This is a genomic window from Pectobacterium peruviense, from assembly GCF_002847345.1.
Classification (GTDB): domain Bacteria; phylum Pseudomonadota; class Gammaproteobacteria; order Enterobacterales; family Enterobacteriaceae; genus Pectobacterium; species Pectobacterium peruviense.
This window is the reverse complement of the sequence record NZ_LXFV01000032.1, coordinates 1-14,716: the sequence shown is the minus strand read 5'-3', so window position 1 is coordinate 14,716 and position 14,716 is coordinate 1. Positions and strand designations below refer to the sequence as shown.

Sequence of the window (14,716 nt, the reverse complement as noted above, 5' to 3'; positions counted from 1 at the left end):
GCGCGGTGTTGAATAGAACGATTTTAAGTTTTCACCTTTTTGATTACGTGTCACGAGGAAGAACAATGAGTAAGAACATTACCGGCGTCCTGACCGCCATCGTCACGCCGTTTGATAACCAGGGCGAATTTAACCCCGCTGCTATGCGTCTTCAGGTTCAGCGCCAGATGCGCTATGGCAACGGTATTTTCTGTAACGGCACCAACGGTGAGTTTTTCGTTCTGCACACCGATGAGAAAGTCGCCGTCACGGAAACCTGCGTTGATGAAGTTGCCGGAAAAGTGCCGGTTGTCGGCCACATCGGTGAAATCTCCACGCGGGAAACCATCAAGCTCGGCAAGCGTATCGCCGCGCTGGGTGTCGATGCCGTTTCTGTCATCACCCCGTATTTCATTCCACTAAAACAGGAAGAGCTGATCGCCCACTACACCGCCGTCGCCGATGCGCTGACTGTGCCGGTGTTTCTCTACAACATTCCTGCACGCACGGGGAATACGCTGGCACCGGAAACGGTCCGCACGCTGGCGGATCACCCGAACATCATCGGCATCAAAGACAGCGCAGGCAGCTATGAAAGCCTGAGCGGTTATGTGCAAGCGGTGAAAGGTGTGCAGGGTTTTAACGTACTGAATGGCCCAGACTCGCTCATTCACCAGGGCTTTGTTGACGGCTGCTCCGCCTGTATTTCCGGGCTGGCTAACGTGGCACCGGAACCGATCAGCCAGATTTGGCATCGTTTCCATGCAGGTGACATTGAAGGCTCGCGTCAGGCACAAGAACAGGTTGCCGAATTGCGTAAGACACTGTACGCCATCGCGTTCTCACCGGCTGTGGTGAAGAAAGCGCTGGCAATCATGGGTGAAGATGTCGGCGTCAGCCGCTATCCGATCCAGTTTTCCGCACAGGATGAAGACAACATCCGCAACATACTTAGTCAATTCTCGCAGTAACAGAGAAATTTCAATTTCCACTTAAGGCCGAGAAGATATGAACCATTTTAACTTAACTGATACCCTCATAATCGTTGGGATGATTGTATTTTATATCGCATTCACCTCATGGTTAACCTACAAACTCCGCAGTAAATCGAACGCCGAGTTCATGGAAGGCTCACGCGCGCTACCGGCGTTTATCGTCGGTATCCTGCTGATGACAGAATTCATCGGTGCCAAATCCACCATCGGTACGGCGCAGTCTGCCTTTGAGAACGGCTTTGCTGCATCATGGTCGGTGATTGGCGCCGCCATTGGTTTCCCGCTGTTTGGTATCATTCTGGTGAAGAAGATTTATAACACCGGGAAAATTACCATCTCCGGCGCGATTGCCGAGAAATACGGTACCAGCACTAAAAATATTATCTCGATCATCATGATCTATGCGCTGTTGCTGGTTAACGTGGGCAACTACGTCAGCGGCGCGGCAGCCATCGCCACCGTGTTGAAAGTCTCCCTGCCTGTCGCCGCCGTGATCACTGCTATCGTCAGTACCTTCTACTACTACTTCGGTGGCCTGAAGGGGACAGCCTACATCACGTTGATCCACAGCGCCGTGAAATACGTGGGGGTGATGATCATTCTGTTTGTGGCGTTAAAAATGACCGGCGGCTTCAAGCCGATGATTGAACAAATGCCGGATTACTACTGGACGTGGGATGGGAAACTCGGTGCCAGCACTATCTTCGCCTGGCTGATCGGTACCATCGGTTCTATCTTCTGTACGCAGTTCGTGATTCAGGCTATTTCGTCAACCAAAGATGCCGCTAGTGCGAAACGCGCGACCTGGGTTGCCTTCTTCTTCTGTATGCCGATTGCACTGGCTATCGCGGTCATCGGTGTCGCAGCGAAGTTTGCCCACCCTGAAATCAACAGTCTGTACGCGATGCCGGTCTTCCTGCAAGACATGAACCCATGGCTCGCCGGTCTGGTCACGACATCACTGGTCGCGTCTATCTTCATCAGCGTGAGTATGGTGGCACTGGCTATCGTTTCCCTGCTGATCAAGGACTTCTACGTTCCTTACTGGAAACCAACGCCAGAAAAAGAAATGAAAATGACCCGGATCCTCTCGCTTGTCGTAGGTTTCGCGCCGCTCGTTTTCGTTCTGTTCGTTCCTGAAATTCTGAAGCTGTCGTTCTTCACCCGTGCCATTCGTCTGTCGATTTCCGTGGTTGCCGTGATTGCGTTCTATCTGCCGTTTTTCAACAGCGCACGCGGTGCAAACGCCAGCCTGATATCAGCCTGCGTAGTTACCTCTGTTTGGTATATTCTCGGCAACCCATATGGCATCGATAACATGTATGTCGCATTGGTTACCCCAGCTGTCGTCATGCTGATCGACCGCATGATTCCGAACAAAGCGACCAAAATCAAAATTTCTCAAACTGAAAATAAATCAGGAGCCTGAGTCATGAGTAGCGAAACCATTACTGTGGAACGTAGCGGAAAAGTTCATCACGCAGAAGGCGATGCCGCGCGTCTGGATGCCTACATTCCATCGGAATGTCCGCAGAATCATGCGGCCAACCTGCTCCATCTGCCGAACGGCGATGTGCTGTGCGTTTGGTTCGGTGGCACACAAGAAGGGATTGCGGATATCTCTATCTATATGTCCCGTCTTGTGAAAGGCAGCGATAGCTGGAGTAAAGCCGCTAAGCTGTCTGAGGATGCCACGCGCTCTGAGCAGAACCCGGTTCTGTTCCTCGCGCCGGATAACGTGCTGTGGCTGCTGTACACCGCGCAGAAATCCGGTAATCAAGACACGGCGATTGTGCGCTACCGCCAGTCCACCGATTTAGGTATCACTTGGGGCGAGATCGGCACGCTGCTCGATCAGCCGGGCACGTTCATCCGCCAGCCCATCACCGTACTGGAAAACGGCGACTGGCTGCTGCCCGTGTTCTACTGCCGCGTTCAGCCGGGTGAGAAATGGGTCGGTAACGATGATGACAGCGCCGTGAAAATCTCCAGCGATCAGGGTAAAACCTGGCAGGAATATCCGGTGCCAAACAGCACAGGCTGTGTGCACATGAACATCACCCCGTTGCTGGACGGCTCCCTATTGGCGCTGTACCGCAGCCGCTGGGCTGATTTCATCTACCAAAGCCGTTCAACGGATGGCGGTAAAACCTGGTCAGATCCGGTAGCAACCGACTTGCCGAACAACAACTCGTCTATTCAGGTGACTACGCTGAAAAACGGCCATCTGGCACTGGTGTTCAACCACATGAGCGCCGCCGATGCCACCGATCGCCGCCTGTCGCTGTACGATGAAATCGAGGATGAAGAAGACAAAGCCAGCGGTGCCAAAATGCCGGAAGTGCAAGCCGGTGGTCGTAGCGCTTTTTGGGGCGCACCGCGCGCACCGATGACGCTCGCCATTTCGGAAGACGGTGGTAAGAGCTGGCCGTGGCAGCGCAATATCGAAGTGGGTGACGGTTACTGTATGACCAATAACTCAACGGAGAAGCTGAACCGCGAGTTCTCTTACCCCAGCGTCAAGCAAGCGCCGGACGGTAAACTGCACGTGGCATTCACCTACTTCCGTCAGGCGATCAAGCACGTCGTGGTGAGTGAAGAGTGGGTCAAGGCGAACTAAACCGAGCTCAGCCCCTTGGCAAAACTATTTGCAAAACGAAAACGGTGATAATGGGATAGAAGAGTAAAGCGTCCGCGCCAAGGACAAAAACGTCAGGAACGTTTTTGAACGTCGCTTGCGACGGCCCTGAAAGGGGGAATCTCAAGGATGAGATTCCTATCTGCGCGGCTCGAGCTTACAGGGACGTACTTGCAGCGTCTTTACGATCTACCCATTATCACCGCTCGATGCACCTTGTCAGCGAGGGGGGTCTCTCTCGCTATCTTCAGGACACTATTATGATTGCAGGAAACCTCAACGCCCTCAAACTCGCCACGCTGCCCGATGCACTGTGGGCCATTCTGTCTGCACCGGGCATGTCGTTGGCTGAATTGAATGCGTTGCCAGAAGGCCGTTATCAGCCAGAAGGTGCCGAATGGTTTTATAACATCGGTACTGTAAATACCGCGCCGCGCGCCACACGACATACCGAATTCCACAGCAACTATCTCGATATTCAACTGATTCTGGAAGGTGAGGAGATTATCGGTTACGGTCTGAATGATGTGCATGGTCAGCCCGCGACTGAACGTAAGCCAGATCTCTATATTCTGGATAACCCACAGGTGCCACATCAGATCCATCTGCGGGCAGGCGACTTCGTCACCTTCTATCCAGGAGAAGCTCATCAGGCGTTGTGCGCCATTAACGACAGCCCTGCACCAGTCAAAAAAGCCGTGTTTAAAATCCCAGTCACGTTGTTGTGATTAGAACAGTTATACCCTAAATAATTCGAGTTGCAGGAAGGCGGCAACCGCGCGAATCCCCAGGAGCTTACATAAGTAAGTGACTGGGGTGAGTAAGAGAAGCCAACGCACATGCAGCTTGAAGTATGACGGGTATTAAGGAGACATTGCATGTCAGCGACAGCCCCTAAACACGCCCTGATTACTGGTAGCAGCTCAGGGATCGGTGCCGCCATCACACAAAAATTACTGGCGGAAGGCTGGCGGGTAACCGGCCTGTCACGCAAGCCGGGTGACTATTCACATCCACACTTTACCCACCGCGCGGTGGATATCATGGATACGCCCGCGCTGACGGCCATTCTGGACGAAATTGTGCAGGTTGATGCCATCATCCATGCCGCGGGCATCATGAAAGCCGCCCCGCTCGGCCAGCTTTCGCTAGAGGACGGTGAAACGCTGTGGCGATTGCATATCAACGCGGCGCAGGTACTTGCCGACCGTCTGGTCGATAAGCTGCCGCAAGGTGGCAGAATCGTGCTGCTGGGTAGCCGCACGTCCAGCGGTTCAGCGGGACGCAGCCAGTACGTCACGACAAAATCCGCGATGATCGGCATGGCAAGAAGCTGGGCAGCGGAACTGGCTCCGCGCGGTATAACGGTAAATATCGTCGCCCCGGGCGCAACAGAAACCCCGATGCTGACGATGCCGGGTCGCCAGAGCTCTCCTCCGAAGCTGCCACCGATTGGGCGCTTCATCCAACCACAGGAAGTGGCCGATCTGGTAGGTTACCTGCTCTCCCCTTCTGCCGCAGCCATTACCGGCCAGCAACTGGTGATGTGCGGTGGCGCATCGCTATAGCACTATATTTCTCTTCAACTCCAGGCCAATTATCTTAAGCGTAGATTGGCCTGAATTATCTCCCCTATCTTATCGCTCTCCTGCAATTAGAATTATGTAGAGTATATAACCTCCCTTTTTATTCATGACAAAAACATGCACTCGAAATAATTAACAAAGAAATGGCAATAAAAAAAACAAAAATAATAAAAAGAATATTTTGATCTTAATCAACTTACCAACATCGATATTTCCATCAACATTAAAATGATGACTACACTATCTTGAACACCTAAAAACAATTATTAAAAAACAGCGTCAATTAATAAACAAAAAAATCCCCATATAATTAGGATTAATTTAATAACAAGATGGAATAGCAGTTTAATATAACAATCATTGCTCTATTTTATAGAGCAGAGGACCATCGACATCATAAAAACCTCTATTAATAAATACAGTAACATTCAGGATTACATTCCCTACTTATTCCATATTTCGAATATTGCACACGGAATCCCCTTATTACCCTTTATTGAATCAGAAAAATAACAGTCGGAGACTTTCGTATGGATAATGACACGTTAGCGCCAGACACAAACCATTTCTCACTCGGTAACAGCATCGTGAATACCGAAAAAATGGCCAGACAGGATGGCAGTAAAAAATCCTCCGCAGATGAAAAAGTAGCGCAGCAAGAAATGCTTACGCCACGTATGCAGCGCCTGCGCGCGCGCTATTTGGAGGCGCGTCCCAGCGTCTCTATTTATCGCGCATTAGCCTTTACCGAAGTCGCGAAAAACAACCCCGGATTGCCACCGATTCTGCTACGTGCGAAATCCTTCCGTAGAGCCTGCGAAACTGCCCCGATCCTGATTCAGGATGAGGAGTTGATCGTCGGGCATCCCTGCGGTAAACCGCGAGCGGGGGCATTCTCTCCCGATATTGCCTGGCGCTGGGTACGAGACGAACTGGACACCATGAGCACGCGCCCTCAAGACCCGTTTCAGATTTCAGAAGAAGATAAAAAAATCATCCGTGATGAGATCGTACCGTTTTGGCAAGGTCGCTCGCTGGATGAAGTGTGCGAAGCACAATATCGTGAAGCTGGCCTCTGGGAATTCAGCGGAGAAACCTTCGTCAGCGATCTCTCTTATCACCAAATCAACGGCGGCGGCGATACCTGCCCAGGTTACGACGTGCTGCTCTTTACTAAAGGGATGAAGGGCATCAAAGCCGATGCGCAAGCAAAACTTGCTGAACTCGGTATGGAAGACCCAGCTCATATCGATCGTATCTATTTCTATAAGGCGGCGATTGAAACCTGCGATGGCGTCATGGCCTATGCCAACCGCATCGCAGCACAGGCACGTGAACAGGCGGCACAGGAAAACGATGCCTTACGGCGTGCTGAACTGCTGCTGATTGCCGACGTAAACGAGAACGTACCTGCCAATCCTCCCAAAACGTTGCAGGAAGCCCTACAAAGTATTTGGACGCTGGAGTCTTTGTTTGAAATTGAAGAAAACCAAACCGGTATCTCGTTAGGACGCGTCGATCAATACTGCTACCCGATGTATGAAGCCGACATTCAGTCTGGTCGCCAGACGCGCGAACAGGCGCTGGAACTGCTACAGATGTTCATTCTGAAATGCGCGGAACTGATGTGGATGTCGAGCGAAAGCGGCGCGAAGTATTTCGCTGGCTATCAGCCATTCATCAACCTGACGGTAGGCGGACAGAAGCGTAGCGGGGGTGATGCCTGTAACGATCTGACCTACCTGATCATGGATGCGGTGCGTTTTGTGAAAGTGTATCAGCCTTCACTCGCCTGCCGGATTCATAATCAATCGCCGCACGAGTACATGGAAAAAATTATCGATGTGGTCAAATCCGGCATGGGTTTTCCGGCATGTCACTTCGATGATTCCCATATCAAGATGATGCTGCGCAAAGGCTTCGATTTTGACGATGCGCGCGATTACTGCCTGATGGGCTGTGTAGAACCGCAAAAGTCGGGTCGCATTTATCAGTGGACCTCCACGGGCTACACCCAGTGGCCGATCGCTATCGAGTTTGTCTTAAACCGTGGCCGTATGATTCGGTTCGATCGCGTTCAGGGGTTGGACACTGGCGAATTGAGTACGTTGGAGACTTTTGAAGCGTTTGATCGCGCAGTGAAAACGCAGATCGCGCACATTATCCGCCTGTCGGCAATTGGCACCGTGATTAGTCAGCGCGTACATCGCGATATCGCCCCTAAGCCACTGATGTCGCTGCTGGTCGAAGGCTGTATGGAAAAAGGTCAAGACGTGGCTGCCGGTGGGGCATTAATCAATCATGGACCTGGACTCATATTCTCTGGATTAGCCACCTACGTCGATTCCATGATGGCCATTCGGAAACTCGTTTATGAGGAGCATAAATACACACTGGAGCAGATGCGTGACGCTCTACTGGCTAACTTTTCAGGCGATGAAATGCTGCACAGAGACTGCCTGAATGCGCCGAAATTCGGTAATGACGACAACGCCGTTGACCAGCTCGCGCGCGATATCACCGAATGGACAGAACGCGAATGCCGCCAATACAAAATGCTTTATTCCACCTTTAGCCACGGCACCTTATCTATCTCCAACAATACGCCGATCGGCGCATTGACCGCAGCCAGCGCAAACGGGCGTCTGGCGTGGACGCCGCTCTCCGATGGAATCAGCCCAACCCAAGGGGCCGACAAAAAAGGGCCGACGGCAAGCATCAAATCGGTCAGCAGAATGAATGTGGAAAGCATGAATATAGGCATGGTGCATAACTTCAAATTCCTTAAAGGCATGCTGGACACGCCAGAAGGTCGCAACGGGCTGATCACCCTGCTGAGAACATCCTCCATTCTGGGCAATGGTCAGATGCAATTCAGCTATGTTGACGATGAGGTGCTGAGAAAAGCACAGCAAACCCCAGAAAAATACCGCGATTTAATCGTCCGCGTGGCGGGTTACAGCGCGTACTTCGTTGAACTATGCAAAGAGGTTCAGGATGAAATCATTAGCCGCACCATGATTGAGAAATTCTGAACCACCAGCAGCGAACATGAATAAGGCGCACACCTTGAACAAGGATGTTTATCTTGCCGCAGGCGGGATGACATGTGGAGAGTGAGATGGAATCAGCAAAAGAAATCACAGGTCGAATATTCAATATTCAGAAGTATTCGATCTACGATGGGGATGGCGTTCGTACGCTGATCTTTATGAAGGGCTGCAATATCCGTTGCCCTTGGTGCGCCAATCCAGAGGGAATACGTCGCGCTTACCAAATCCTGTTCTCCCCTGATAAGTGCCTGCACTGCGGCAAATGTGCCGAGACGTGTCCCCGCGGTATCCATACGCTGATCGCGGATGAATGTGGCTCGCGATTTCATCATATCGATCGCACTGTTCAGTGCACAGGCTGCCGAAAATGCGAGGCGGCATGTCCCTCCAATGCCCTCGACATCGTAGGACAAGACATGACTGTCACAGAATTGATGGCTGTCATCATGCAGGACTACAGCTTTTATGAGTCTTCCGGCGGCGGCGTGACGCTCAGCGGCGGAGAGGTGAGTCTGCAAACGGATTTTGCGGTTGCGCTTCTTCAGGCGTGCAAACAAAAGATGATCAATACCGCAGTAGAAACACAGGGGACAACGTCAATATCCCACTTTGACCAACTGGCAGCGGTAACGGATATGTTTCTCTTCGATCTTAAACATATCGACACGAATCGGCATAAGGCGCTGCTTGGCATAGGAAATGAGAACATACGGCGTAATCTGGAACATCTGGTCGAATTGGGCGCCAATATCGTTATTCGTATGCCGTTAGTTCGCGGATACAACGATTCGTATGACGCCATCACGGGCGCGATTCAGTACGTAAAAAAGCTAGCGAAGCGCGGTAATGTCAGACGCATCGACATCCTGCCCTACCACCAACTAGGCCGCAAAAAGTACGAAAGACTCGGCATGCTTTATCCAATAAAAACGGATCCCAGTTACAACGAGGAAGAGTTAAATCGTTTGGACGCTTTCTTTGACGAGTTTGATTTCGACATTCGGCTGGTTCGTCATTAAAGAGAAAACTAGACCCTAAATAATTCGAGTTTCAGGCAGGCGGCAAGAGAGGGAATCCCGATGAGCTTACTCAAGTAAGTGATTCGGGTGAGTGACAAATCTGCCGGAGGCAGGTTTGAACGCTGCTGGCAGCGGCCCCAACGGGGCGAGACACACGTAAGTGTGCCGAGTAGCATAGCCAACGCACATGTAACTTGAAGTATGACGGGTATAGACCACGTATTCTTAACAGCAGATAAATCAGGAGCAATACTATGTCACTCAGAAAGCAGTCATGGCTGTGGATGTTATTGGTCATCTTGTCAGAAACGTCTGCCACCTCCACGTTAAAAATGTTTGATAATAGCCAGGGGATGACAAAATTCGCGTTATTGGCCGTTATTATTCTGCTGTACTGTGTTTGTTATTATTCACTCTCAAAAGCCGTAAAACATCTTCCTGTGGGGTTAGCCTACGCAACCTGGTCTGGTACGGGTATTTTATTGGTTTCGACGCTCAGTATTATCTTTTATGGTCAACATCCTGACATCCCAGCAATCGTTGGAATGGTCGTTATTGCTACAGGCATAACGATCATGAATCTCTTTTCTAAAATGGGCGTGGATGAACCGCCTGAAAAATTGGACAGCAGTGACCAAGTTCAGCCATTAGAGACAAAAATTATTCATTAAATACAAGGATATTCATCATGTTCAACGGATTCTTATGGTTGGCGCTTTCGATTGGTTCGGAAATTACTGGCACATCGATGATAAAAAAAACCGATGGATTTAAAAAACGTACGCCTTCCATTATCGTTATTCTCGCTTACTGTCTTTGCTATTTTTCGTTAACACGTGCGATGGGCTATCTACCCGTGGGGATTGCCTATTCGTTATGGTGCGGCTTTGGCATTATCGGCGTAACATTTATTTCAATGCTGCTCTATAAACAAAAACCTGATTTGCCCGCTGTATTTTCAATGGCACTCATTATCAGCGGCGGTATTATTATGAACCTATATTCAAACATGTAATATATCCGATACGCTTCCTATTACCGCCGTCCATTCACTCATCAATCGACAGACATCGTTTTCTTAGCACGAACTCAAAGCCGGGGTATATACATCTCCCCCGGCTGCGTGCGGCTCTAACGCATTGGCGGAGTAGCCATTCGACTTTATATCCCTGATTAGCTACTGGCGCGGGGTTCAAAGATGAATTTTACTGTTTCCAGTACCGGTGGGTGATCGTCGTTATCCATCATGGCTAATACCAGACGTCCAACCTCCGCACCCAGCTTTTCGTAATCCAACCGCATCGCGGTCAGTGCTGGGAACGTGTGTTCGCATTGCTCAGAACCATCCAGACAGGCAATCGCCAGATCGTAAGGGACTTTCATTAGACGACGCTGGCATTCAAAAAGCGCGCCCAGCGAGATTTCTTCATGGCTACAGATAATGGCGTCCAGTTCCGGCTGATTTTGTAGCAGTTCCGTCATGGCATAGCGGCCAAACTGTAGGCTGGGGGCTTCCGGGATCGTAATCTTCAAATCCGCATTGTGATAATGCGCCAGCATGGCTTTGTTCCAGCCATTCAACTGTTGTTTTTGCAGTCGGTTATCCGTGTGCGCACCGATATAGGCAACGTGACGATATCCCTTATCCAGCAGCGAAAGGGTTAACTGCTCCGCTGCGTCGGCAAGGGCGATATCAATATTGATATTCGTGCTCAGTGCGGCAGCACCGGAAACATTCACCGTAATGACGTTACTGGCCTGTATGAGATCCTGGGTACGTTGTGAAAGCTGCGCACTGAATAACACCAGTGCCGCTGGCCGCTGCTGCAAGAGCTTTTCAACCATTCCCGCTTCAGTGTGCTGACGATATTCATGGCAGCCCATGATCAACGAAATGTTATGTTTACCAACCGTCTGCTGTAACGCTTGAACAAAACGAACGCTGGCGCGATCTTGCTGAAAAGGATAAAGCACCGCAATCGTCGGCTGATAGGCGGATGCCAACGCACCGGCCGCGCGATTCGGTACATAACCCAGTGTTTTTATCGCATTGTCGATTTTCTTCTGCGTGGCATCAGAGACTAGCCCCGGCTCCTTTAATGCACGGGACACCGTCATTGCGCCGACACCCGCATGGTTCGCAATGTCCTGTAGCGTTACGCGGTTAGCGCTCTCGGTGAGCAAACTAGCCTCTTGATTGGGCTCATAGCCTAATGTTCTGGCGGCCAGCTCCACTTTACTGCGTAACTTCTCAGAGACCAGATCGGGCTTGCGCATCACACGCGACACCGTCATCGTCCCTACGCCCGCGTAGTCGGCGACATCCTGTAGCGTAACCTTACCGGTACTACGACGCTTACGCATGCTCACTTCCTCTCCATTCCATTCGTCATTTTTCTCAGCGCACAGCCGCGATAAAAACCTGTTAATTCATTGCCTTCAGTTCATGTACAGACACCACACCGTTCCGGTGACTGCATCACTCATGCCGTGCCACCCACAGTGTGCCTCCGTCTGCACGCGGGGAACACGTCTTAGCCCCGCTTGTGCTAAGCCGGTCACAGTTAATGATAGACATATCAGTTAGCGCTATCTTTTTAGATGTTAATCACATTATTTTCGAAGCTGGCACACTATCCTGCGTTCAGAATGATACAGAGGTGACTCTAATGCTTAACACTTTACTAACACCAGACGTTGTTCAAATCTTACCTGCCTGCGACGACTGGCGTCATGCTATCGCGTTGTCCTGTAAGCCATTATTAGATAATGGCTCGATTGAGCCCACCTACATTGAGGCGATCTACCGCTCTCATGAGGCCATCGGCCCTTACTATGTTGTCGGCCCAGGAATTGCCATGCCGCATGCTCGCCCGGAAGACGGCGTGAACAAACTCAGCGTCAGCCTGACGCTGATTCGTGACGGCGTAGTTTTCCATTCTGACGGTAACGACCCCGTGCATTTGCTGATTGTTCTGGCCGCCACGGACAGCAATAGCCATATCGATATTATTTCACAGCTTGCTCAGTTGTTCGACACGCCTGATGACGTCGCCGCGTTAATTAACGCGACGGAGATAGAACAGGTGCTTTCCGTTATTTCTCGTTATTAATCGCCACCAGAGGACACAGATTATGAAAATTACAGTCGTATGCGGTAACGGCCTGGGTACCAGCCTGATGATGGAAATCAGCATTAAAAACATCATTAAAGAGCTCGGCGTGGCTGCAGACGTGGATCACGTGGACCTAGGTTCGGCGAAAGGAACGGATAGCGACATTTTTGTCGGAACCAAAGACATTGCCGATCAGCTTGTCGCACAGGCGGTAGGGGGAAAAATCGTGTCCCTGAATAACATGATCGACAAAGTGGCGATGAAAGAACGCCTGTCGATCGCCCTGACAGAACTTGGCGCCTTATAAGCGAGAGGAGCAAAAATGGAATTCTTCCGTTTTTTAATGAGTGATGTGCTGTCTGAACCGTCAATACTGGTTGGTTTGATTGCACTTATCGGTCTGATTGCCCAGAAAAAGCCCGCCACGGAATGCATCAAAGGAACCGTGAAAACCGTAATGGGTTTCCTGATCCTCGGCGCAGGCGCGAGCCTGATCGTATCTTCACTAGGGGATTTCGCCGCGATTTTCCACCATGCGTTCGGTATCGCCGGTGTGGTGCCTAACAATGAAGCCATTGTCGCCGTCGCCCAGAAGAACTTCGGCACCGAGATGGCGATGATCATGTTCTTCGCGATGGTCATTAATATCGCGATCGCACGCTTTACGCCGTGGAAATACATTTTCCTGACTGGGCACCACACGCTGTTTATGTCGATGATGGTTGCCGTGATTCTGGCGACAGCGGGTATGAAAGGGGTGTTGCTGATTACCGTTGGGTCGCTGGTGGTTGGGGTATCGATGGTGCTGTTCCCTGCCATTATTCACCCGTACATGAAGAAAGTAACGGGATCGGATGACGTTGCCTTTGGTCACTTCTCTGCGATATCACAGCTGCTGTCGGCGTTTATTGGTAGCAAGTTTGGTAATAAAGAGAAATCAACAGAGGACATGGAAGTACCGAAGAGCCTGCTATTCCTGCGTGATACGCCAGTCGCCATCGCCTTTACCATGTTTTTCATCTTCATTTTCACCTGCCTGTTTGCTGGCCCCGAAGCGGTGAAAACGATGAACGCAGGTGGGAAAAACTGGTTCATGTTTTCGCTGATCCAATCCATTACCTTTGCCGCTGGCGTGTATATCGTGCTGCAAGGCGTGCGTATGGTAATTGCGGAAATCGTGCCCGCGTTTAAAGGCATTTCGGACAAACTCGTCCCCAACGCTAAACCAGCATTGGATTGCCCTGTCGTCTTCCCTTATGCGCCGAATGCCGTTCTGGTTGGCTTCCTGAGCAGCTTTGCCGCAGGGGTGATCGGTATGGTGCTGCTCTACCTTCTGGGTATGACGGTGATCATTCCCGGGGTGGTTCCGCACTTCTTTGTTGGCGCGGCAGCTGGGGTTTTCGGTAACGCTACCGGCGGGCGTCGCGGCGCAATTTTAGGCTCCTTTACCAACGGGTTGCTGATTACTTTCATGCCTGTTTTCCTGCTGCCAGTGTTGGGCAGTATCGGGCTGGCAAACACCACGTTCAGTGATTCCGATTTCGGCGCGGTGGGTATTCTGCTGGGCATTATTGTGCGCTAAGCGCCACAGTATTGATGTCATCCGAAACACCGATTTCAGTACGGAGAAAATGATGGAATTCTATTTAGATACGGCTGATGTAGCCGCAGTGGAACGACTCGCTAGCGTGTTACCGATTAAAGGCGTGACCACCAATCCGAGCATTGTCGCACGCGGAAAATCCGATATTTATAGCGTGCTGCGAGACATGCAGGCCGTTATCGGCGCAGAAGGACAGCTGTTTGCTCAGGTGATGTCACGCGATCCTGACGTGATGGTGGAAGAGGCATTAAAGCTCAGAGAGATGATTCCTTCTCTGGTCGTCAAAGTGCCGGTAACACATGCAGGCTTACGTGCCATTAAGCAGTTGACGGAATTGGATATTCCTACGCTCGGCACCGCGGTGTACGGTGCAGGACAAGGGTTTTATGCCGCACTGGCGGGCGCTCGCTATATCGCCCCTTACGTCAATCGCATTGATGCACAAGGTGGCGACGGGATTGCGCTAGTGAAAGAACTGCAAACCCTGATTAACCTGCACAGCCCGCAGACTCAGGTACTGGCAGCCAGCTTTCGCACGCCGCGTCAGGTATTGGACTGCCTGCTAGCTGGGTGTCGGGCTATTACGGTTGACCCAGCCGTTGCCGAGCTGTTCCTGCAAGATCCTGCGGTTGACGATGCACTTAACCGCTTCGATCATGACTGGCAGGCACGCTTCGGTCATGCCAATCTTGGCTGACTGATGGAAAACACCATCCGTCTGGCGGGT

14 protein-coding genes are annotated in these 14,716 nt (G+C 51.0%); 13 read left to right on the top strand and 1 reads right to left on the bottom strand.

Features of this window, described 5'->3' with window-relative positions; all coding sequences use genetic code 11:
• Positions 1 to 65 precede the first annotated feature (65 nt).
• From A0G03_RS18820 to A0G03_RS18775, 9 genes are all read left to right on the top strand, one after another.
• Positions 66 to 950 carry a dihydrodipicolinate synthase family protein gene (locus A0G03_RS18820; RefSeq protein ID WP_014916605.1) on the top strand — a complete coding sequence of 295 codons (885 nt, stop codon included), beginning with the start codon at positions 66 to 68 and terminating at the stop codon, positions 948 to 950.
• Between the two features lie 37 nt (positions 951 to 987).
• Positions 988 to 2,403: a sodium:solute symporter family protein gene (locus A0G03_RS18815; RefSeq protein ID WP_048262243.1), complete on the top strand. Its 1,416-nt coding sequence runs from the start codon at positions 988 to 990 to the stop codon at positions 2,401 to 2,403.
• A gap of 3 nt (positions 2,404 to 2,406) precedes the next feature.
• Positions 2,407 to 3,594: a sialidase family protein gene (locus A0G03_RS18810; protein WP_048262245.1), complete on the top strand. Its 1,188-nt coding sequence runs from the start codon at positions 2,407 to 2,409 to the stop codon at positions 3,592 to 3,594.
• 278 nt (positions 3,595 to 3,872) lie between these two features.
• Entirely contained in the window at positions 3,873 to 4,340 is a 468-nt protein-coding gene (locus A0G03_RS18805) for a NanQ anomerase/TabA/YiaL family protein (RefSeq protein WP_040032668.1), read from the top strand.
• A 150-nt stretch (positions 4,341 to 4,490) separates the two neighbouring features.
• Positions 4,491 to 5,180 carry an SDR family NAD(P)-dependent oxidoreductase gene (locus tag A0G03_RS18795; protein ID WP_048262247.1) on the top strand — a complete coding sequence of 230 codons (690 nt, stop codon included), beginning with the start codon at positions 4,491 to 4,493 and terminating at the stop codon, positions 5,178 to 5,180.
• 548 nt (positions 5,181 to 5,728) lie between these two features.
• A complete protein-coding gene (cutC, locus tag A0G03_RS18790) occupies positions 5,729 to 8,233 on the top strand; it encodes a choline trimethylamine-lyase (RefSeq protein WP_048262249.1) in 2,505 nt (834 codons plus the stop codon).
• A gap of 86 nt (positions 8,234 to 8,319) precedes the next feature.
• Positions 8,320 to 9,270, top strand: a complete 951-nt coding sequence (gene cutD / locus A0G03_RS18785; protein WP_048262252.1) for a choline TMA-lyase-activating enzyme — start codon at positions 8,320 to 8,322, stop codon at positions 9,268 to 9,270.
• Positions 9,271 to 9,524: 254 nt separating this feature from the next.
• Complete coding sequence (locus A0G03_RS18780; RefSeq protein ID WP_048262254.1) at positions 9,525 to 9,941, top strand: DMT family transporter; 417 nt, start codon at positions 9,525 to 9,527, stop codon at positions 9,939 to 9,941.
• A gap of 17 nt (positions 9,942 to 9,958) precedes the next feature.
• Positions 9,959 to 10,285 carry a DMT family transporter gene (locus A0G03_RS18775; RefSeq protein WP_048262256.1) on the top strand — a complete coding sequence of 109 codons (327 nt, stop codon included), beginning with the start codon at positions 9,959 to 9,961 and terminating at the stop codon, positions 10,283 to 10,285.
• Between the two features lie 158 nt (positions 10,286 to 10,443).
• On the opposite strand, the gene A0G03_RS18770 is transcribed toward A0G03_RS18775, so the two are convergent.
• Complete coding sequence (locus A0G03_RS18770; protein WP_048262258.1) at positions 10,444 to 11,634, bottom strand: LacI family DNA-binding transcriptional regulator; 1,191 nt, start codon at positions 11,632 to 11,634, stop codon at positions 10,444 to 10,446.
• Positions 11,635 to 11,939: 305 nt separating this feature from the next.
• On the opposite strand from A0G03_RS18770, the gene A0G03_RS18765 reads away from it, so the two are divergent.
• The 4 genes from A0G03_RS18765 to fsa are packed head-to-tail and all read left to right on the top strand — an operon-like array spanning position 11,940 to position 14,686.
• Complete coding sequence (locus A0G03_RS18765) at positions 11,940 to 12,383, top strand: PTS sugar transporter subunit IIA (protein WP_048262260.1); 444 nt, start codon at positions 11,940 to 11,942, stop codon at positions 12,381 to 12,383.
• A 22-nt stretch (positions 12,384 to 12,405) separates the two neighbouring features.
• Entirely contained in the window at positions 12,406 to 12,693 is a 288-nt protein-coding gene (locus A0G03_RS18760) for a PTS sugar transporter subunit IIB (RefSeq protein WP_048262262.1), read from the top strand.
• Positions 12,694 to 12,708: 15 nt separating this feature from the next.
• Positions 12,709 to 13,968, top strand: coding sequence for a PTS ascorbate transporter subunit IIC (locus A0G03_RS18755; protein WP_048262265.1), 1,260 nt, complete (start codon positions 12,709 to 12,711; stop codon positions 13,966 to 13,968).
• A gap of 52 nt (positions 13,969 to 14,020) precedes the next feature.
• Complete coding sequence (gene fsa / locus A0G03_RS18750) at positions 14,021 to 14,686, top strand: fructose-6-phosphate aldolase (protein WP_048262267.1); 666 nt, start codon at positions 14,021 to 14,023, stop codon at positions 14,684 to 14,686.
• Positions 14,687 to 14,716 lie beyond the last annotated feature (30 nt).

What these genes read in the sequence shown, in the direction of transcription:
- A0G03_RS18820 (WP_014916605.1), top strand. Translation starts at nt 66, where the DNA reads ATGAGTAAGAACATTACCGGCGTCCTGACCGCCATCGTCACGCCGTTT.
- A0G03_RS18815 (WP_048262243.1), top strand. Translation starts at nt 988, where the DNA reads ATGAACCATTTTAACTTAACTGATACCCTCATAATCGTTGGGATGATT.
- A0G03_RS18810 (WP_048262245.1), top strand. Translation starts at nt 2,407, where the DNA reads ATGAGTAGCGAAACCATTACTGTGGAACGTAGCGGAAAAGTTCATCAC.
- A0G03_RS18805 (WP_040032668.1), top strand. Translation starts at nt 3,873, where the DNA reads ATGATTGCAGGAAACCTCAACGCCCTCAAACTCGCCACGCTGCCCGAT.
- A0G03_RS18795 (WP_048262247.1), top strand. Translation starts at nt 4,491, where the DNA reads ATGTCAGCGACAGCCCCTAAACACGCCCTGATTACTGGTAGCAGCTCA.
- cutC (WP_048262249.1), top strand. Translation starts at nt 5,729, where the DNA reads ATGGATAATGACACGTTAGCGCCAGACACAAACCATTTCTCACTCGGT.
- cutD (WP_048262252.1), top strand. Translation starts at nt 8,320, where the DNA reads ATGGAATCAGCAAAAGAAATCACAGGTCGAATATTCAATATTCAGAAG.
- A0G03_RS18780 (WP_048262254.1), top strand. Translation starts at nt 9,525, where the DNA reads ATGTCACTCAGAAAGCAGTCATGGCTGTGGATGTTATTGGTCATCTTG.
- A0G03_RS18775 (WP_048262256.1), top strand. Translation starts at nt 9,959, where the DNA reads ATGTTCAACGGATTCTTATGGTTGGCGCTTTCGATTGGTTCGGAAATT.
- A0G03_RS18770 (WP_048262258.1), bottom strand. Translation starts at nt 11,634, where the DNA reads ATGCGTAAGCGTCGTAGTACCGGTAAGGTTACGCTACAGGATGTCGCC.
- A0G03_RS18765 (WP_048262260.1), top strand. Translation starts at nt 11,940, where the DNA reads ATGCTTAACACTTTACTAACACCAGACGTTGTTCAAATCTTACCTGCC.
- A0G03_RS18760 (WP_048262262.1), top strand. Translation starts at nt 12,406, where the DNA reads ATGAAAATTACAGTCGTATGCGGTAACGGCCTGGGTACCAGCCTGATG.
- A0G03_RS18755 (WP_048262265.1), top strand. Translation starts at nt 12,709, where the DNA reads ATGGAATTCTTCCGTTTTTTAATGAGTGATGTGCTGTCTGAACCGTCA.
- fsa (WP_048262267.1), top strand. Translation starts at nt 14,021, where the DNA reads ATGGAATTCTATTTAGATACGGCTGATGTAGCCGCAGTGGAACGACTC.